This is a genomic window from Micromonospora sp. NPDC050276 (assembly GCF_044459545.1).
GTDB lineage: Bacteria > Actinomycetota > Actinomycetes > Mycobacteriales > Micromonosporaceae > Micromonospora.
Genome location: NZ_JBITJA010000005.1, coordinates 90,811 through 109,612 on the forward strand (window position 1 = coordinate 90,811; position 18,802 = coordinate 109,612).

Annotated in this window: 17 protein-coding genes and 1 pseudogene; 9 read left to right on the plus strand and 9 right to left on the minus strand. The window is 72.8% G+C overall.

From position 1 onward, the window contains the following. Window positions 1-223: 223 nt before the first annotated feature. The gene (locus ACIBF8_RS11785) at window positions 224-493 is read left to right on the plus strand and encodes a hypothetical protein (RefSeq protein ID WP_396782597.1); all 270 of its coding nucleotides are present in this window, start codon (window positions 224-226) and stop codon (window positions 491-493) included. Window positions 494-520: 27 nt separating this feature from the next. Here the strand turns inward: ACIBF8_RS11785 and ACIBF8_RS11790 are convergent, their stop codons facing one another. The 4 genes and pseudogenes from ACIBF8_RS11790 to ACIBF8_RS11805 all read right to left on the minus strand — a co-directional run. Beyond that, on the minus strand, window positions 521-1,111 hold the full coding sequence (locus ACIBF8_RS11790) for a Trp biosynthesis-associated membrane protein (protein ID WP_396782599.1): 591 nt from the start codon (window positions 1,109-1,111) through the stop codon (window positions 521-523). Window positions 1,112-1,284: 173 nt separating this feature from the next. Then, window positions 1,285-2,838, minus strand: a complete 1,554-nt coding sequence (locus ACIBF8_RS11795; RefSeq protein WP_396782601.1) for an anthranilate synthase component I — start codon at window positions 2,836-2,838, stop codon at window positions 1,285-1,287. Between the two features lie 117 nt (window positions 2,839-2,955). Continuing rightward, complete coding sequence (gene hisI, locus ACIBF8_RS11800; protein WP_396783097.1) at window positions 2,956-3,393, minus strand: phosphoribosyl-AMP cyclohydrolase; 438 nt, start codon at window positions 3,391-3,393, stop codon at window positions 2,956-2,958. Window positions 3,394-3,675: 282 nt separating this feature from the next. Next, window positions 3,676-3,912 (minus strand): annotated as a pseudogene (locus ACIBF8_RS11805) (phosphoribosyl-AMP cyclohydrolase); the annotation flags it as partial. Window positions 3,913-4,508: 596 nt separating this feature from the next. Between ACIBF8_RS11805 and ACIBF8_RS11810 the strand changes: the two are divergent. From ACIBF8_RS11810 to ACIBF8_RS11820, 3 genes are all read left to right on the plus strand, one after another. Continuing rightward, window positions 4,509-5,264: an ABC transporter ATP-binding protein gene (locus ACIBF8_RS11810; protein WP_396782603.1), complete on the plus strand. Its 756-nt coding sequence runs from the start codon at window positions 4,509-4,511 to the stop codon at window positions 5,262-5,264. After that, a complete protein-coding gene (locus ACIBF8_RS11815) occupies window positions 5,261-6,016 on the plus strand; it encodes an ABC transporter permease (protein ID WP_396782605.1) in 756 nt (251 codons plus the stop codon). The genes ACIBF8_RS11810 and ACIBF8_RS11815 overlap by 4 nt, the downstream gene beginning before the upstream one ends. A gap of 94 nt (window positions 6,017-6,110) precedes the next feature. Further along, the gene (locus ACIBF8_RS11820) at window positions 6,111-6,707 is read left to right on the plus strand and encodes a TetR family transcriptional regulator (RefSeq protein ID WP_396782607.1); all 597 of its coding nucleotides are present in this window, start codon (window positions 6,111-6,113) and stop codon (window positions 6,705-6,707) included. A gap of 134 nt (window positions 6,708-6,841) precedes the next feature. Here ACIBF8_RS11820 and ACIBF8_RS11825 read toward each other — a convergent pair whose 3' ends face one another. From ACIBF8_RS11825 to ACIBF8_RS11835, 3 genes are all read right to left on the minus strand, one after another. Next, entirely contained in the window at window positions 6,842-7,591 is a 750-nt protein-coding gene (locus ACIBF8_RS11825; protein ID WP_396782609.1) for a DUF2470 domain-containing protein, read from the minus strand. Window positions 7,592-7,675: 84 nt separating this feature from the next. Continuing rightward, a complete protein-coding gene (locus tag ACIBF8_RS11830; RefSeq protein WP_396782611.1) occupies window positions 7,676-9,466 on the minus strand; it encodes an ABC transporter ATP-binding protein in 1,791 nt (596 codons plus the stop codon). Next, a complete protein-coding gene (locus ACIBF8_RS11835) occupies window positions 9,463-11,346 on the minus strand; it encodes an ABC transporter ATP-binding protein (RefSeq protein WP_396782612.1) in 1,884 nt (627 codons plus the stop codon). Before ACIBF8_RS11835 ends, ACIBF8_RS11830 begins: the two co-directional genes overlap by 4 nt. A 173-nt stretch (window positions 11,347-11,519) precedes the next feature. On the opposite strand from ACIBF8_RS11835, the gene ACIBF8_RS11840 reads away from it, so the two are divergent. The 3 genes from ACIBF8_RS11840 to ACIBF8_RS11850 all read left to right on the plus strand — a co-directional run bounded on the left by ACIBF8_RS11840 (window position 11,520) and on the right by ACIBF8_RS11850 (window position 15,187). Further along, window positions 11,520-12,149 (plus strand): TIGR03085 family metal-binding protein, encoded by a 630-nt coding sequence (locus ACIBF8_RS11840; RefSeq protein WP_396782614.1) that lies wholly within the window; start codon window positions 11,520-11,522, stop codon window positions 12,147-12,149. Window positions 12,150-12,408: 259 nt separating this feature from the next. Then, window positions 12,409-13,224 carry a terpene synthase gene (locus tag ACIBF8_RS11845; RefSeq protein ID WP_396782616.1) on the plus strand — a complete coding sequence of 272 codons (816 nt, stop codon included), beginning with the start codon at window positions 12,409-12,411 and terminating at the stop codon, window positions 13,222-13,224. A 136-nt stretch (window positions 13,225-13,360) separates the two neighbouring features. Beyond that, window positions 13,361-15,187 (plus strand): AMP-dependent synthetase/ligase, encoded by a 1,827-nt coding sequence (locus tag ACIBF8_RS11850; protein WP_396782617.1) that lies wholly within the window; start codon window positions 13,361-13,363, stop codon window positions 15,185-15,187. A gap of 65 nt (window positions 15,188-15,252) precedes the next feature. Here ACIBF8_RS11850 and ACIBF8_RS11855 read toward each other — a convergent pair whose 3' ends face one another. Then, window positions 15,253-16,707, minus strand: a complete 1,455-nt coding sequence (locus ACIBF8_RS11855; protein ID WP_396782618.1) for a PLP-dependent aminotransferase family protein — start codon at window positions 16,705-16,707, stop codon at window positions 15,253-15,255. 59 nt (window positions 16,708-16,766) lie between these two features. Between ACIBF8_RS11855 and ACIBF8_RS11860 the strand changes: the two genes are divergently transcribed. Beyond that, complete coding sequence (locus tag ACIBF8_RS11860; RefSeq protein ID WP_396782620.1) at window positions 16,767-17,438, plus strand: YitT family protein; 672 nt, start codon at window positions 16,767-16,769, stop codon at window positions 17,436-17,438. Window positions 17,439-17,540: 102 nt separating this feature from the next. Beyond that, window positions 17,541-18,002 carry a hypothetical protein gene (locus ACIBF8_RS11865; protein ID WP_396782621.1) on the plus strand — a complete coding sequence of 154 codons (462 nt, stop codon included), beginning with the start codon at window positions 17,541-17,543 and terminating at the stop codon, window positions 18,000-18,002. 5 nt (window positions 18,003-18,007) lie between these two features. Here the strand turns inward: ACIBF8_RS11865 and hisF are convergent, their stop codons facing one another. Next, window positions 18,008-18,775, minus strand: a complete 768-nt coding sequence (gene hisF / locus ACIBF8_RS11870; protein ID WP_396782623.1) for an imidazole glycerol phosphate synthase subunit HisF — start codon at window positions 18,773-18,775, stop codon at window positions 18,008-18,010. Window positions 18,776-18,802: the final 27 nt, after the last annotated feature.

Below are 18,802 nucleotides of genomic sequence, written 5' to 3' on the forward strand. Positions count from 1 at the left end.
TCCATCGATCATGCCACCAGTTGCCGGTCCGCGCCCGACGCCAGCGACGCCGGTCGATGTTGTGAGCAAGCTCAAGGCCGAACGGACGGTCCCTGGTCACGGCCGAGGCGAGACAGTTGACCGGGCGGTCACCGCGGCGAAACGTCGGCCGGCCAGCATCGTCCTCGGGCAGACTCGATGGCGCGCCTGCCCCGACCGTCGCAACTCCTCGTGCGAGGTGACCATGAGCATTTCCGAGCCGCACCCGACCATCGGACTGACCACCATCTCGCGGACGGTGGCCTCGCTCGCCGTCGGGGTGGTGCACACCGTGGAACGGGCCGTGGTGGGTGAGGGACGGATGCGGACCGCACGGGGCAACGCCTGGGAGGCCGTCTGCGCCGACCGGGCCCGCGCCGACCAGCGCGCCGAGCTGAACCGCCTGGTCGCCGAGCTGACCGCCGCCCGCGCCGCGAGTCGCCGCGCCCAGCGGGAACGCCAGCCGGTCGGCTGACACACCCCGCCGGCCGCAACAATCGCGTCAGTCGGCCGTCGGGTCCTCGCCCCGATCCAGCGCGTCCCACGCCTCCGTGGTCCGCCGCCCCGCCAGCGGCGTCGGCGGCCCGGCCGGGCCACCCTGCGCCGAGGCGGCCTCCGGAGCGGTCCGTGCCGGACGTTCGTACCGCGCGCCCATCGCCGGCCAGTCACCGCCGCGCCACGCCGTCCACCCGCCGCCCACCGCGCCCAGCAGGCCGCCGAGCAGGCACAACGCCGGCCACTGCCGGCTCACCGGGCCACCCACGTCGGCGACCAACCCATACCCGCCACCAGCCGCCACGACCAGACCGAGCGCGCCGAGCAGCACACCGAGCACCCGCCGCAGTCGCCCCCGGGTCGCCAACACCGCGCCACCCCCGGCCAAGGTCACCAGGGCCAACGCCGGCAGCCAGGGCAGCAGGCTCGCGCCGCTGCGGGCGTCACGCACCGGCGGCAGCGGCGACGGACGTACCGTCAGCTCCACCGACCAGGTGCGCGTCGCCGCCCACAGCGCCAGACCCGCACCAGCCAGGCAGAGCACCACGGCGTACGCCAACGCGCGCCGACCCACGACAGACCGCTCCCCGCCCCTCAACGAGCACACCCTTCGTACGCGACTGCGGGGCTCCGCTGCGCTGCGCTCCTCGCGCTCACCGAGCCCGCCCTTCGTTCGCGACTGCGGGGCTCCGCTGCGCTGCGCTCCTCGCGCTCACCGAGCCCGCCCTTCGTTCGCGACTGCGGGGCTCCGCTGCGCTGCACTCCTCGCGCTCACCGAGCCGCCCGGAGTGTTTCGGCCGCCGCGATCGCGGCCAGCACAGCGGCGGCCTTGTTCCGCGTCTCCTGGTCCTCCGCGGCCGGGTCCGAGTCGGCGACCACCCCCGCCCCGGCCTGCACGTACGCGCGGCCGTCGCGGATGAGCGCGGTCCGGATGGCGATCGCCATGTCCAGGTCGCCGCCGAAACCGAAGTAGCCGACCGTGCCGCCGTAGAGGCCACGACGGACCGGCTCCAACTCCTCGATGATCTCCATGGCGCGCACCTTGGGCGCGCCGGAGAGCGTGCCGGCCGGGAAGGTCGCGGCGAGCGCGTCGAAGGCGGTCTGGTCGTCACGCAGCGTGCCGGTGACGGTGGAGACGATGTGCATGACGTGGCTGTACCGCTCGATGGTAGCGAACTCGGGCACCTCCACGCTGCCCGGCTGACAGACCCGACCCAGGTCGTTGCGGCCGAGGTCGACCAGCATCACGTGCTCGGCCCGTTCCTTCGGGTCGGCGAGCAGCTCGGCGGCGAGCGCGGCGTCGGCGGCCGGGGTGCCACCCCGCGGCCGGGTGCCGGCGATCGGGTGCAGCAACGCCCGGCGCCGCCCGTCCGCTGCCCCGGTGACCTTCAGGTGCGCCTCCGGTGACGAGCCGACGATGTCGAACCCGTCGAAGCGCAGCAGGTACATGTACGGGCTGGGATTGCTCGTACGCAGCACCCGATAGACGTCCAGCGGGTCGGCGTGGGTCGACCGCTCGAAGCGCTGGGACAACACGATCTGGAAGCACTCACCGGCCCGGATCGCCTCCTTGGCCGCCTCCACCGCCTTCGGATAGCCACCCTCGGGCGTACGGCAGAGCACCTCGCCCGCCGGCGGACGCTCGACGGTGGAGATCATCGGCGGGATGGGCCGGGACAACGCCGTGGTCATCGCGTCCAACCGGCCCACCGCGTGGTGATACGCGGCGGCGACCTGCGCCGCGCGGTCCGGCGCGTCCATCGGCGGCAGCACCGCGTTGGCGACCAGGATCGCCGAGCCGTCGTAGTGGTCGAGCACCACCAGATCGGTGGCGAGCATCATGCCCAGCTCCGGGACGCCCAGGTCGTCCTCGGTCAGGTCCGGCAACCGCTCGAAGCGCCGGATCAGGTCGTAGCCGAGGAAACCGACCATCCCCCCGGTCAACGGCGGTAGACCGGCGGACGGGTCCCCGACCGGGCCGGCCAGCGCCGCCACCGTCTCCCGCAGCATCCGCACCGGGTCACCCTCGGTCGGCAGCCCGGTCGGCGGCTGGCCGAGCCAGGTCGCCACGCCGTCGCGCTCGATGAGGGTGGCGCTGCTGCGTACGCCGATGAACGAATACCGCGACCAGGCCATGCCGGCCGAGCCGACGCCCTGCTCGGCCGACTCCAGCAGGAACGTGCCCGGCCCACCGGCCAGCTTCCGGTAGACCCCGACCGGAGTCTCCGCGTCGGCCAGCAGCCGCCGGGTCACCGGCACCACCCGCCAGTCGGCCGCCAGCTCGGTGAAGGTGGCCAGGTCGGGGCTGAGGACGCCATCGGTCATGGCCGTGCCTGCCTCTCGCTCGCGACTGCGGGGCTCCGCTTCGCTGCACTCCTCGCGCTCACCGTGCCTGCCTCTCGCTCGCGACTGCGGGGCTCCGCTTCGCTGCACTCCTCGCGCTCACCGTGCCTCCGTCCCGGTGACGGGCAGTTCGGTGAAGAAGCAGGTCCGGTGGCCGGTGTGGCAGGCGGCGCCGACCTGGTCCACGCTCACCAGCAGCGCGTCGCCGTCGCAGTCCAGGGCGACCGACCGGACGTACTGGTGGTGCCCGGAGGTGGCGCCCTTGACCCAGTATTCGCGGCGGCTGCGCGACCAGTAGGTGGCCCGGCCGGTGGTGAGGGTGCGGTGCAACGCCTCGTCGTCCATCCAGGCGACCATCAACACCTCACCGGAGTCGTGCGCGCGGACCACGGCGGCGACCAGGCCGTCGGCGGTGCGGCGCAGCCGGGCCGCGATGGCCGGATCGAGCCGGGACGGGCGGGCCGGCGCGGGCGCGGACGCGGCCAGCTCGTTCGGATTGCTGGGGACGCCGGTCACCGGCGGGTCAGGTACGGGCACAGTCACCAATTCTCCCGCACGCGGCGCGGGCACCGCCGACCGCTCCCGCCGGGGCTGCGGCGGAGGCCCCGGCAGCCGGGTCTGCGGCGGAGGCCCCGACGGCCGGGGACGCGGCGAAGGCCGGGCCGGCCGGGCCAACTGAGCGACGTAGCGATCCAGCCGGCCGTCGACCAGGGCGGCGGCCAGGTCCGCGCCGGCCGTGTCGGCGATCTCCTCGGCGTACGGCCGGATCAACGGCAACGTGCCGGCGACCAGCCGTACGGCGGCGGCCCACAGCTGCCCGGTGGCGCCCGGACGCAGCCCGAGGCAGAGCAGCATGTCCGTCCGGTAGCCGGGTGGGGCCACCGGCAGGTCCAGGGCCGCCGCGAAGGCCGCCCGGCGGGAGTAGACCCGTACGGACGGGTTGGCCGGGCGCAGCACCGAGGGGCAGAGCCGGGCCAGGTCGGCGACGGCGAGCCGGACCCCGAGGCGGTCGTTGGCAGCCCGGGCGGCGGCGGCCTTACCCAGCGTGGCGATCATCTCTTCCAGTCGAGGTGGTTCGGCAGGCTGGCAGAGCACCGGCAGGTCGATCCGGGGGCGCCAGTGCGGGTCGGCCCACAGCAGCCGGGCCGGCGCGGTGACCGGCAGCCCGAACGCCCAGTCGGCCGGTTCGCCGAGCCGGTGCACCCAGGAGCGGACATCGCGGGCGGCCACCGAGACGTGGGTGACCTGGCCCGCCGACTCGGCCAGGTACGCCCGCCGGGCCGCGTACGGGGCGCCGCCGACCAACACGTCGAGGTCGACGTCGCTGTGCGCGGTGGCGGCGCGGCGGGCGTGGCTGCCGCGCAACAGGATGCCGACGACCGGCCGCTCGGCGGCCTGCCGCAACCGCGCGGCCCAATCCGCAAGAAAACCGCTATCCGGTAACGGAGCGTGACCCACCGCGCAATCGTGCCGCACGTCCGATCGGTGCGCAATGCCCGTTGGCGGACTTCGTGTCCGGTCCGGAGCCTACTGCCCGTTCTTGCACCCCGTGCGACGGTTGACGGTGGCGCCCCGCTCGCCGCCGTTGCGCCCGGAACGGTATTTCATCTACCGTTGAGTTCAACAGATGATGAGTTTTGTAAAGGTGCGTGATGGACGATGCGATAGCCGTCCGCGACCTGGTCGTCGACCGGGGCGGGCGGCGGGTGCTGGACGGCATCAGCTGCCGGGTACCGCGCGGCGCGGTGACCGGGCTGCTCGGCCCCAGTGGCAGCGGCAAGACCACGTTCATGCGAGCGGTGGTCGGGGTGCAGGTGGTCAGAGCCGGGACGGTCACCGTGCTCGGCCAACCCGCGGGCACCCCCGCGCTGCGGCGCCGGGTGGGCTACCTGACCCAGGCGCCGAGCGTCTACGCCGACCTGACCGTCCGGGAGAACGCCCGCTACTTCGCAGCCCTGTACGGGCGCGGGCGCGTCGAGGCCGACCGGGCGGTCAGCGATGTCGGGCTGGCCGAGGCGGCCGGTCAACTGGTCGCCACCCTCTCCGGCGGCCAACGCAGCCGCGCCTCGCTGGCCTGCGCCCTGGTCGGGGAGCCGGAGCTGGTCATCCTCGACGAACCGACCGTCGGTCAGGACCCGGTGCTGCGGGCCGACCTGTGGGCTCGGTTCCACGCGATGGCCGCCGCTGGCACCACCCTGCTGGTGTCCAGCCACGTGATGGACGAGGCGGCGCGCTGCGACCGACTGCTGCTGATCCGCCAGGGGCGGTTGATCGCCGACGACAGCCCCGCCGCGATCCGCGCCGCCGCCGGCGTGGACGACCTCGACGAGGCGTTCCTGCGCCTTATCCGGGCCGGCGAGGCCGCCTCCACCAGCACCGACGCGACAGCCGCACGGGAGACAGCATGAACCCGCGAATCCTCGCCGCCACCACCGGTCGCATCCTGCGCCAGCTCCGACACGACCGGCGGACCATCGCGCTGCTCGTGGTGGTGCCGGCCGTCCTGCTCACCCTGGTCTACTTCATGTACGCCGACCAGCCGACCCCGCCCGGCCAGCCGAGCACGTTCGACCGGATCGCGCTGGTGATGCTCGGCATCTTCCCCTTCGTGATCATGTTTCTGGTCACCAGCATCGCCATGCTCCGGGAACGCACCTCCGGCACGCTGGAGCGGCTGCTCACCACACCGTTGGGCAAGCTCGACCTGCTCTTCGGATACGGCATCGCGTTCGGGCTGGCCGCCGCCGTGCAGGCCGCCGTGGCCGCCACCGTGGCGTACTGGATCTTCGGTCTGGAAACCGCCGGCAGCATCGGGCTAGTGATCGGGATCGCCGTGCTCGACGCCGTGCTCGGCGTCGCCCTCGGGCTGCTGTGCAGCGCTTTCGCGCGCACCGAGTTCCAGGCAGTACAGTTCCTGCCAGTCGTGGTGGTCCCCCAACTGCTGCTCTGCGGGCTGTTCGTGGCCCGCGACCAGATGGCCGGCTGGCTCCAGGCGCTCAGTGACGCCTTCCCCCTGTCGTACGCCATCGAGGCGTTGCAGGAGGTCGGCGCCCACGCCGAGCCGACCGGCCGGATGTGGCGCGACGTGGTGGTGGTGCTCGCCGCGGTGGTGCTGGCGCTGGTGCTCGCGGCGGCCACCCTGCGCCGACGCAGCGGCTGACCGCCAGCGCCGGGCGGCGGCCGGCGCGGCAGCTGACCCCGTCGTGGGCCGGGTCGGCCCACGACGGGCCCAGGCGGACGAACGAAGGGTGGCGATGACGCGGCGAACCGGCCGGCGACCCGGCAAGCCGGGCACCCGGGAGGCGATTCTCGACGCGGCGCGGACGGCGTTCGCCGAACGTGGCTTCGACGCCGCCTCGATCCGGGCCATCGCCGGGACGGCGGAGGTCGACCCGGCGCTGGTGCACCACTACTTCGGCAGCAAGGATCAGCTCTTCCTGGCCGCGATGAACTTCCCGGTCGACCCGGCTCAGTTGGTGCCGAAGGTGCTCGCCGGCGACCGGGACGCCCTCGGTGAACGGATGGTGCGCACGTTCCTCGGCATCTGGGACTCCCCGGTCGGCAGCGCCGCACTGGCGCTGCTGCGCTCCGCGGTGAGCAATGAGTGGACCGCGCGACTGCTGCGTGAGTTCGTCACCACCCAGGTACTGCGCCGGGTGCTCGAAAACCTGGACGTCGATCCGGCCGAGCTACCGCTGCGGGGCTCCCTGGTGGCCACTCAGATGATCGGCCTGGCCATGATGCGGCACGTGGTGCGCCTGGAGCCGGTCGCCTCGGCGGACCCGGAAACCCTGGTGGCCACGATCGGCCCCACGATCCAGCGTTACCTCACCGGCCCGCTGCCGAGCTGACCCCAACCCCGCCCACCCCCTCGCGATCTTGCACTTTCTGTCCCGACTTAAGGGATCTGTCACGCATATCGACGACAGCAAGTGCAAGATCGGCGGGGGCGGGGGCGGGGGGCGGGGGGCGCGGGGCGGAGGGCTTAGCGGGGCGGGCGGGCGTTGGCCGGGAGTCGTAGTGGGGGGAGCAGCCGCGGCAGGTCGGCCGGGTCCGTTACCGGGCCGGGGAAGGCCAGCCGGATCCGACGCCGGGCGCCAGGTCGGCCGAGGGCGACCACCAGCCCGTAGCGGTCGATGCGCACCACCCGGGGCGGCCCGTCCGGGGTCTGCTCGGTCAACCCGAGCTGCCGGCGCAGGTACTCGGTCACCTGGGCGCCATGACACTCAGCGAGGTCGGCCAGCAGGCGCGCCTCCACCGGGTGCACCGGGTCCGGCTCGGCCTCGGCGTACCCCCCCGGGTCGACCCGGTGCACGACGCCGGCCCGCTCCCAGCGGACCTCGACCACCTCGAAGCGGAACAGCCGGAACCGGGTACCCAGGTCGAGCAGGTCGCCGGTCGGCTCCACCGCGGCGAAGTCGACCGCCGCGTGGCGGGCCTCGTCGCCGCGCAGTTCGGCCGCCCAGCCGGAGACCCAGGCACGACCCAGGCCGGGTGCACCGGCGGCCGGCGGCAGGTCGAGCACGTCGAGGACCACCGCCACGTCGCTACCCCCGGTGGCCGGTTGCAGGGCGGCGGCCAGGTGGCTGGCCACCGGCACCAGCAGCAGCACCCGCCCATCCGCGTCGGTGACGTGCCGGGCATGGTGCGGGCCTGGCCGGTGGGCCAGGTGCACGAGACCGGGTAGCCGGCCGGCGACGAGGGTACGAACGATCTCGGCGGGATTGGGCCGCATGGGCGCGACCTCCTTCAAAGGTTAGGCTTACCTAACCTGGAGCCTAGAGCACCTGCCCCGCGACGTCCACCACACCGCCGCACCTCACCGGGTCTGCTCCAGCCAGGAGGCGTAGAGCAGGCCGTAGACCGAGTCGGCGTCGCGGACCAACTCGTCGTGCGGCCCGCGCTGCACCACCCGACCCCGGTCCACCACGATCACCTCGTCGGCGGCCTGCGCCGTGGAGAGCCGGTGCGCGATCGCGAGGGTGGTCCGACCTCGAGTGACCGCGTCCAGCGTGCGTTGCAACCGCACCTCGGTCGCCGGGTCCACCGCGCTGGTCGCCTCGTCGAGCACCAGCAGGTCCGGATCAGCCACGTACGCGCGGGCCAACGCGACCAACTGCCGCTCCCCGACGCTGAGCGCCTCGCCCCGCTCCCCGACGGGCGTGTCCAGGCCCGCCGGCAGACCCTCCAGCCAGTCCGACAGGCCCAGCTCGGTGAAGGCGGCGCTCAGTTGCTCGTCGGTCAACTCCGGCCGGGCGAACCGGACGTTGTCCCCCACCGTCGCGTCGAAGAGGAACCCGTCCTGCGGCACCATCACCACGCGGGAACGCAGCGAGTCGAATCGGACGTCGGTCAGCGGCACCCCGGACAGCAGCACCGCCCCGGCCGACGGGTCCATCAGCCGGGTCAGCAACTTGGCGAACGTGGTCTTGCCGCTGCCGGTCTCGCCGACCACCGCCACCCGGCTCTTCGCCGGGATCTCCAGGTCGATGTCGTGCAGCACCGGCGGACCACCCGGATAGGCGAACCGCACCCCGGAAAACCGGATGTCCAGCGGCCCGCCCGGCAACTGCCGCCCCTGCTCCCCCGGGTCGGCCACGTCCGGGGCGACGTCCAGCACGTCCAGCACCCGACGCCAGCCGGCGATCGCGTTCTGCGCCTCGTTGAGCACCTCGGTGGCGATCTGCACCGGCTGGATGAAGAGCGTCACCAGGAAGAGGAACGCGGTCAGCTGCCCGATCGACAGCGTGCCGTCCACCCCCAACACCACTCCCAGCACCACCACGCCGGCCAGCGCCAGCCCCGCCGCCAACTCCCCGACCGAGCTGCCCACGATGCTGATCCGGATCGCCCGCTGCTGCGCCAGCCGCTGCCGGTCGATCGCCTCGTCCAGCCGCCGCTCGGTGCGCCCGGCGATTCCGTACGCCCGGATCACCGGCGCGCCGACCACGCTCTCACCGATCGCGCCGAGCAACGTCCCGGTGCGTTGGCGCACCGTCGCGTACGCCGAGCCGAGGCGGCGTTGCAACTGCCGGATGACGAACACCGCCGGCAGGAACGCGGCCAACACCACCAGGGTCAACTGCCAGGAGTACGCCAGCATGACGGCGGTGGTGACCACCAACTGCCCGAGGTTGACCAGCAGGATCACCCCGCCCCACTGGAGGAACTGGGTGATCTGGTCGACGTCGCTGGTCACCCGCGAGACCAGCGAACCGCGCCGCTCGGACTGCTGGTGCAACATCGACAGGTCGTGCACGTGTCGGAACGCCCGCGTCCGGACGTTGGCCAGCGCCGTCTCGCTGACCGTGAACAGCCGGCGCATCATCAGGTAGCCGCAGATCGTGGTGATCGTCAGGATCACCGCGGTGATCGCCACGACCGACCAGACCACGTTCAGATTCAGACCGCCGACGATGCCCCGGTCGATGCCCTGCTGCACGGCGACCGGCACGGCGACCCGACCGACCATGTAGACCAATGCCAGGGCCAACGTGCCGGCGAGACCGGTCCGCAGCTCCGGCGAGAGCGCCAGACCCCGTCGCAGGGTCTGCCAGGTCGTCTCCTCCCGGGCCTCCCGCGTGTCACTCGTTTCCGTAGTCGCGCTCACCGGTCCACCTCGATTTCCAGGCCCGACGGCAACGGCGCCACGTCGTCGCCGTACGGGCTCTCCTGCGCGCGGTCGACCTCGGCCTGCTCGTACGCGGTGACCAGATCGACGTAGCCGGGCACGGTGGCCAACAACTCGGTGTGGGTGCCCCGGGCGACCACCCGTCCCTGCTCCACGTAGATCACCTCGTCGGCGAGCGCGATGGTGGCCCGGCGGTACGCCACCACCAGGATCGACGCGGCCGGCACCCCCGCCTCGGCGGTGGACGACCGCAGCCCCGCCAGGATGGCCGCCTCGACTCGAGGATCGACCGCGCTGGTCGCGTCGTCGAGCACCAACAGGCGCGGCCGACCGGCCAGCGCGCGGGCCAGGGTGAGTCGCTGCCGCTGACCGCCGGAGAGCGAGGTGCCCCGCTCGCCGACCATGGTGTCCAGACCATCGGGCAGCGCCGCGACGAAGCCGTCCGCCTCGGCCAGCCGCAGCGCCGCCCAGACCACCTCGTCGTCGACACCGGGCCGGTCGAGGGCGATGTTGGCGCGGACCGTGTCGTCGAAGATGAAGGGAACCTGGGCGACCAGGGCCACCGTGCCGGCCAGCGACGCGGCGGTCAGCTCGCGCACGTCCACCCCGTCCAGGCTCACCGTGCCGGAGTCGGGGTCGACGAGGCGCACCGCCAGCGAGGCGATGGTGGACTTGCCGGCGCCGGTCGGCCCCACCAGGGCCACCGTCCGACCGGACGGCACCGTGAAGCCGACCTCGCCGAGGACCTGCGCGCCGGGCGGGTGCGCCTCGGCCGGCGGGTAGGAGTAGTGCACGTCGCTGAAGGTGAGGGTGGCCGGGCCGGAGCCGGCCGGGTCGAGCACGCGCTGCCCGTACGGCATCTCGCCGGTGGCGTCCAGCACCCGGCGGACCCGGTCCCAGCCGGCGACGCTGCGCGGCAGCTCGGCCAGCACCCACCCGATGGCACGCACCGGAAAGGCCAGCACGGTGAAGAGGAACGCCACGCTGACCAGCTCGGTCACGCTGATCGCGCCCTGGCGCAGCCGGAACGCCCCGACCACCAGCACGGCGAGGGTGCCGAGGCTGGGCAACGTCTCCAGCAGTGGGTCGAAGACGCCGCGCAGCCGACCGACCGCGATCAACGAGTCACGCAGCTCGCCGGCGCGGCCCGCGAACCGGGCGGTCTCCTGGGCTTCCCGGCCCATCGTCTTGACCACCAGGGCGCCGTCGAAGCTCTCGTGGGCGATACCGCTGACCTCGGCGCGCAGCCGCTGCGCCCGGGCCTGCCGGGGGGCCATCCGGCGGGAGTAGACGACGTTGAGCGCGAACAGCGCGGGGAAGACCGCGAGGCCGACCAGGGCGAGCGCCCAGTCGGTGGCGAAGAGCGACACGATCGCGCCGACCAGCATCACCAGTGTGCCCACGGCGAACGGCAGCGGCGCGATCGGGTACCAGGCCGCCTCCACGTCGGAGTTGGCGTTGGAGAGCAGGGTGCCGGTGGAGTTGCGGTGGTGCCAGGACAGCGGCAACTCCAGATACCGGCGGGTGACCCTGCGGCGGTAGGCGGCCTGGAGGCGGTACTGCATGTAGCCGGCGCCGAGCCGGCGGCCGAAGATGCCCGCGACCCGCAGCACGCTGATCCCGAACAACGCCGCCGCGGCCAGCGCCAGGGTGCCGGCGCCCACCTCGCCGCGTTCGATGGCCGGCAGCGCCACCTCACCGATCACCGACCCGACGACCCGGGCGCTGATGATGATCATTCCGCCGAAGAGCACGCTGCCGACGACCGCCACCGCGAAGATCCGCGGCTGCTCACGGATCGCCTGCCGCAGCACCCCCAGCCCTCGACTGAGAACGTCCCGACTTGTCCTGCTCGCCACGCTCTCCCCCGCCGTAAGCCGCAATTATCTCCCTCATCCTTACCGGTCCGAGCCAGCGCCGCCGACCCGGACCGGATATGTCGACCGTCACGTACCGGACCTCGGGCGCGCGACCCGCGCCGGCCGTCGTCCGCTGTCGCGCGCCGCCGGGCCGCCGGGCCTACGATCGGGCCATGCCGCGGTACGCCCGAGCCGAGCGCGAGGCGCTGGCCGATCTCCTGCTGGCCCTCGGGCCGGACGCCCCGACGATCAACGAAGGCTGGGCGACCCGCGACCTCGCCGCGCACCTGGTGCTGCGGGAGCGCCGCCCGGACGCGGCGGGTGGGATCGTGCTACCGCCACTGCGCGGCTACGCCGAGCGGGTCCGTCGGCGACTCGCCGCCCTGCCCTACCCAGAGCTGGTGGCGCAGGTCCGGCGACCGCCGCGATGGAGCCCGATCAGCAACCCGCTGACCGACGAGCTGGCCAACACGATGGAGTTCTTCATCCATCACGAGGACGTCCGGCGGGCCGGCCCCGGGTGGCAGCCGCGCGATCTACCCGCCGCCCTGCAGAGCGCGCTGTGGAAACGCGCGGCCCCGATGGCCCGGTTGGCGCTGCGCCGATTCCCGGCGGACCTCTACGTGCAGGCGCCCGGCCATGGCGAGGTTTCCGTGGGTCGCGGCGGCGAGCGGCTGCGCCTGGTCGGCGCCCCAGCCGAATTGGTGTTGTTCTTCTCCGGGCGGCAACGGGTGGCCCGGGTCCAGCTGAACGGTTCGGTGGAGGCCGCTCGGCGGCTACGCACCGCCAACCTGGGCATGTGACTCTGTGTGCAAAAACAGTCACCGAACGCGTGTGCGATTCCCCACACCCAGCGAGGCTCGCTGATACCTCCTCCCGTACGCTTCACCGCGCCGCTCTGCGCCGGGCGGCACGAAGTGGGGGCGCACTGTGCGGAGTTTCGCGATTTCGGCGCTGCGGGAGCCCCCGTTTCCCACGGGGCGCCACGGCGCAACGGAGCAGGTGGCGAGCGAGAGTGTCGAGTGGGCGCGCGCGTTCGGATTGGTCGATTCCAGTCAACGTGTGCATCGCCTGCAACGGGCCGACGCCGCCGGCCTGGCCGGTCGCGCCTGCCCGGACGGCTCGGTGGACGGGCTACGGCTGCTCACCGACCTGATCAGCTGGCTCTTCGTGATGGACGACGCCTGCGACGAGGACGGCCTCGGCGCTGACCCCGTTCGCCTCGGCCCGGCGATCAGCACCCTGCTCGACGTGCTGGACCGGTGCGGTGACCCGGACGCCGTACCACCCGCCATCGGGCCGCTGGGTGACGCGCTGCACGATCTCTGCCGTCGGGCCCGGCTGCACGGCCACGCCGCGTTGCTGCTGCGGTTCGTCAGCCAGATGCGCGAGTACCTGTTGGCGCTGCTCTGGGAGGCGGGCAACCGGGAGCGACGGCGGGTGCCCGAGGTGGCGGAGTACGTCCAACTGCGTCGGCACATCGGCGGTGTGCACCCCTGCCTCACCCTGACCGACCTGGCCTCGACGCGGCCCACCGGGCCAACCCAGCGCGCCAACCCGGGGCTGGTCGCCCTGGACCTGCTGGCGGTGGACCTGGTCTGCTGGTGCAACGACCTCTTCTCCTACGGCAAGGAGAGCCGGGCCGACCCGGACGCGCACAATCTGGTGACGGTGATCGCCCAGGACACCGACGCGGACGAGGCGACCGCGCTGCGGAGCGCGGCGAACCAGTTCAACCAGGGGTTGGCGGCGTACCTGGACGCGGAGGAGGCGTTGCTGGCCACCGGCGACGACGAAATCCGCGACGCGTTGACGGTTCGACGCAACTGGGTCCGGGCCACCTACGACTGGTCAGTGGTGGCTGCCCGGTACGCCTGACCGACCGTACCGGTTGGTGGGATGGGACGGCCGGTCGATCACCAGGGCTAGCCGATGCACGGTGCCAGGCAATACTCTTCGGTAACCATCATGACGTGACGACCGTCACGCCACCACCCCGAAGGCGGCTACAGCGATGGCTCTCGATGTACCGTACCGCTCCATCCCGGACATGTTCCTCAAGCGCGTGGCGGCCACCCCCGACCGGTTCGCGTTCGCGTCCCCGAACTCCGACGACTCGGGGGCTGACTGGCTGACCTGGGCCCAGGTCAGCCAGCGCGCCAAGGCGGTCGCCGCCGGCCTGCACGGCCTGGGTGTCGGCCCGGAGGACCCGGTGGCGATCCTCGCCAACACCCGGCTGGACTGGGTGATCGCCGACCTCGGCATCATGTGCGCTGGCGGCGCGACCACCACCGTCTACCCGACCACCGAGCCGGCTGACGCGACCTACATCATCGCCGACTCCGGGTCGAAGGTGCTGTTCGCGGAGAACCCGGCCCAGGCGGCGAAGATCGCCGGCGCAACCCTGCCCGCGCTCACCCACGTCGTGCTCCTCGACGGCGCCGTCGACCCGGCCGCCGCGATTCCGCAGTTGACGCTCGCGGAGTTGGAGGAGCGGGGCACCCAGGCGCTCGCCGCCGAGCCGGATCTGATCGACATGCTGGTGGCCGGCATCGGCCCGGACCACCTGGCCACTCTGATCTACACCTCCGGCACCACCGGCCAACCCAAGGGCGTCGAGCTGCTGCACGGCGGCTGGTGCTGGGAGGCCGTGGCGCAGGCGGAGGTCGGGCTACTGCGCGACGACGACCTGCAGTACCTGTGGCTGCCGCTGGCCCACTCGTTCGGCAAGACCCTGCTCTGCGGCGCCATCCACGTCGGCCTGCCCACCTACGTCGACGGACGGGTCGACAAGCTGGTCGACCTGCTCTCGGTCATCCGTCCGACGCTGATGTGCGGCGCTCCCCGCGTCTTCGAGAAGGTCTACAACAAGGCGGTGACCACCGCGCAGGACGCCGGCGGGGCGAAGGCGAAGATCTTCGCCTGGGCCGTCGGCGTCGGCAAGGAGAAGGTCGCCCTGGAGCAGGCCGGCAAGCCGGTGCCGGCGGGGCTGAAGCTGCGCTACGGGCTGGCCGAGAAGCTGGTGTTCAGCAAGCTCCAGGCCCGCCTGGGCGGCCGGATGCGGGTGCTGGTGTCCGGCGCCGCGCCGCTCAGCCCGGAGATCGCTACCTTCTTCGCCGCCGCGAACCTGCCGATCTCCGAGGGCTACGGCCTGACCGAGACCAGCGCCGGCAACTTCGTCAACCCGCCGGCCGGGCTGCGGATCGGCACGGTCGGCCGCGCGATGGGTGACCTGGAGTGCCGGATCGACACCGACGGGGAGATCCTGGTGCGGGGCCGGCCGGTGATGCGCGGCTACCACAACCTGCCGGAGGAGACCGCCGCCGCGTTCACCGAGGAGGGCTTCTTCCGTACCGGTGACATCGGCACCCTCGACGAGCAGGGCTACCTACGGATCACCGACCGCAAGAAGGACCTGGTCAAGACCTCGGGTGGCAAGTACATCGCGCCGTCGCACATCGAGGGGATGTTCAAGGCCATCTGCCCGTACACCTCCCAGGCGGTCGTTGTCGGTCAGGCCCGCAACTTCTGCACGATGCTGGTCACCCTGGACCCGGACGCGATCCGGGGCTGGGTCGCCGGCGGCCCGCTGGAGGGGCGCAGCTACACCGAAATCGTCGCCTCGGACGAGGCCCAGACGATGGTCGAGGAGTACGTCGCCCAGCTCAACGCCAAGCTCAACCGCTGGGAGACGATCAAGAAGGTGGCCATCCTGCCGCGTGATCTGACGATCGAGGACGGCGAGATCACGCCGTCGTTGAAGATCAAGCGGCGGGGCGTGGAGACCAACTTCGCCGCCGAGATCGACAAGATGTACGCCGGCACCCTCGCCGAGCTCTGACGCGTCACCGGTGGCCCCGTACCCGATCGGGTACGGGGCCACCGGCGTCGACGGCCGAGGGCCGCTCAGGCGATGACGGCGGGCTCGCGCCACCGCTGACGGTCGGCCCGGTCCAGGTCGTAGCGGATTGCCGCGAGCCGCTCGACGGCCTCCACGAGGTCCGCCGCGGGCAGGGTGAACGGCAGCCGCAGAAAACGCTCCATGGTGCCGTCCAGGCCGAACCGGGGGCCGGGCGCCAGCCGTACGCCGACCTCCTCCGCGGCCCGGGCCAACGCGCTGGAGACCGGGCCGTCCAACTCGGCCCAGAGCGTCACGCCACCGCGTGGCACGGTGACCCGCCACTCCGGCAGTCGGTGCGCCAGCGCGCCGAGCAGGGCGTCGCGCTGGACGGCCAACTGGACGCGACGGTCGGCGACGATGGCCTCGGCGTCGGCGAGCAGGTGCACCGCGACCAGCTGGTCCAGTACCGGGCTGGCCATGTCGACCCCGACCCGCACGGCGGCCAGCCGCTGCACCTGCGGCGCGGACGCGCGCACCCAGCCGATCCGCAGGCCACCCCAGTAGGGCTTGCTCATTCCACCGATGCTGATCACCCGGCTGTGCCGGTCGTAGGTGGCGACCGGGGGCGGCAGCTCGGTGCCGTCCATCGACAGGTCCACGAAGGACTCGTCGATGATCAGGTCGGTGCCGACCGCGTGGGCGGCGGCCACCACCTGCTCGCGGAGCGTGGCGGGCATCAGGTGCCCGGTGGGGTTCTGGAACTCCGGAATCAGGTAGGCCAGCTTGGGCCGGGTCTGCCGGAGGCTGCCCAGCAGCAGGTCGGGCTCCCAGCCGGTGTCGGCGGCCAGGCCGTGGGTGCTGACGCGGGCCCGCCGGCCGGCCAGCGCGGCGAGCGCGTTGGGGTAGGTCGGGGACTCGACCAGCACGGTGCCGCCCGGGGCCAGGGCGAGTCGCAGCACCAGATCCAGGGCGTGCTGGGTGCCGCTGGTGACCATGATCTGCTCGGCGGAGGTGGGCAGCCCCCGGGCGGTGTACGCGTCGGCCACCGCCTCGCGCAGCTCGATGATGCCGGTCGGGTGGTAGCCGGCCCCGCTCAGGTAGCGGGGCAGGTCTTCGGTGGCGGCCCGAGCGGCCGACAGCAGTTGGGGCGGGGCAGCCAGCGCGGCGACGCCGAGGTCGAGCATCTCCCGGTCGTCCAGCGGGGTCCACAGGCCGGTGCTGGCCACCCGGTGGTTGCCCGGCAGCATCGTCCAGCTGCCGGCGCCCCGGCGGCTGGCCAGGTGCCCGGTCTCGCGCAGCTGCCGGTAGGCAGCGGTGACCGTGGTCCGGCTGATCCGGAGCGCCTCGGCCAGCTCCCGTTCGGCCGGCAGGCGGACGCCCAGCGGCAGCCGGCCGTCGGCGAGCAGCCCGCGCACCGCGCCGGCCAGAGCGGCGTAGTCCGGGCTTCGCCGGCGGCCCGGCAACGCATGCCACTGCCCGAGCAGACGGGCTAATTGGACTCCGCGCACCTGCCCGGTCATAGCCACTCCTCGAATATTGGCTTCTTCCTCGACGAGGATTGGCATCTAGGGTGGCATGCATGGCACTGCTTGGCAATCTGCGGCACCGGCCGGTTCGACGGTTGGTCCAGCTCTACCTGGGGCTCGCGCTCTACGGCGTCAGCATGGCCCTGATGATCCGCTCCCACCTGGGCCTCGACCCGTGGGACGTGTTCCACCAGGGGCTCTCCGAGCTGACCGGGCTGTCCTTCGGCACGGTCACCATCGGCGTCGGCGCGCTGGTCCTACTGCTCTGGATCCCGCTGCGACAGCGACCCGGCCTCGGCACGGTCAGCAACGTCGTGGTGATTGGCCTGGTCGTGGACGCCACCCTGGCCCTGCTGCCCGCGGGCGGCCCGCTCAGCGTCCGGATCGCACTGCTGATCACCGGGATCGTCGCCAACGGTGCGGCCACCGCCCTCTATCTCGGCGCCCGGTTGGGACCCGGCCCCCGCGACGGTCTGATGACCGGCTACGTGGCCCGCCGACCCGGCCGGTCGGTGCGGCTGGTACGCACCGTCATCGAGGTCACCGTGCTGGCGCTGGGCTGGCTGCTCGACGGCACCGTCGGCGTGGGCACCGTCGCGTACGCGCTGGCCATCGGTCCGCTGGCGCAGTTCTTCATCCCGCTGTTCGCCGTGCCGGAGGGCGCCGCACCCGACAGCGCGGTGTCCCCGCCCGGGAGCGCCGCGCCGGCCGCCCCGACCGGCTGAACCCTCACCGACCGTCCGCGAACCGGTACGTCGCGGTGGTGTGGCGCACCGGATGCAGGGGTGGGTGTTCCCTTCCGGGACGTGCGCCGTCATCATCTCTGCATGGGGGAGAACGGTTGGCGCTGGACGGACGCCTGGATCTTCGTGTCACTCGTCATCGCGAGCGGAGCGGGGCGGCACCGTCGGTCGGCGACAAGTCGACGCCCGGAGGGCGTCCGCCTGGCCGACGTGCTCTCCACCGCCGACCACCTCAACCACGCGATCCCGCAACGGCACGAGGTGGAGGCCGCGGTTCAGCGGCTGGTCGGCGCCGGGCTGGTCAGCGTCGCCGACGGCTGGTTCCGGATCACCGCCGAGGGTGAGCAGCTGTGGCGTACCCGGCCGCGCGCGGGTGTGGCGACCATGGTGGACACCGTGCAGGGCGTGCTGACCCGCCGGCACGCGCCCGGCAGCGCCGACTGGATGCTGGACGAGGCCGACCACGCGGCTGCCGTGCAGGAGTACGCGGTCCGTTCGATCCCCTCGCCCCGCCGGTCACCGGAGGGGCACTCGGGCGAGCGCTGACCGGCTCAGCGCACCGGGTGGCCGCCGCGACGCAGCGCGTCCTTGACCTCGGCCACGGTCAGCTCGCCGAAGTGGAAGACGCTGGCGGCGAGCACCGCGTCCGCACCGGCGCCGATCGCGGGCGGAAAGTGGGCCACCTCGCCGGCACCGCCACTGGCCACCACCGGCACGTCCACGACCGCGCGGACCGCGGCGATCAACTCCAGGTCGAAGCCCGCCTTGGTGCCGTCGGCGTCCATCGAGTTGAGCAGGATCTCCCCCGCACCCAACTCGGCGCCCCGGTGCGCCCACCACACGGCGTCGATGCCAGTGCCCCGGCGACCGCCGTGCGTGGTGACCTCGAAGCCACTGGGCGTGCCGCCGTTGGGCGACCGACGCACGTCGAGGGAGAGCACGAGCACCTGCCGGCCGAACCGGTCGGCGATCTCGGCGATCAGCTCCGGGCGGGCGATGGCGGCGGTGTTCACGCCGACCTTGTCCGCCCCGGCGCGCAGCAGCGTGTCCACGTCGGCGACCTGCCGGACCCCGCCACCGACGGTCAGCGGGATGAACACCGACTCGGCGGTGCGGCGCACCACGTCGAGCATGGTGCCCCGGTCGCTGGAGGACGCGGTGACGTCGAGGAAGGTCAGCTCGTCAGCGCCGGCCCGGTCGTACGCGGCGGCCAGCTCCACCGGGTCGCCGGCGTCGCGCAGGTCGAGGAAGTTGACCCCCTTGACCACCCGTCCGGCGTCCACGTCCAGACAGGGGATTACCCGTACCGCCACCGTCATGCCGCGAGCCTATCCTCCGGCGCCGGC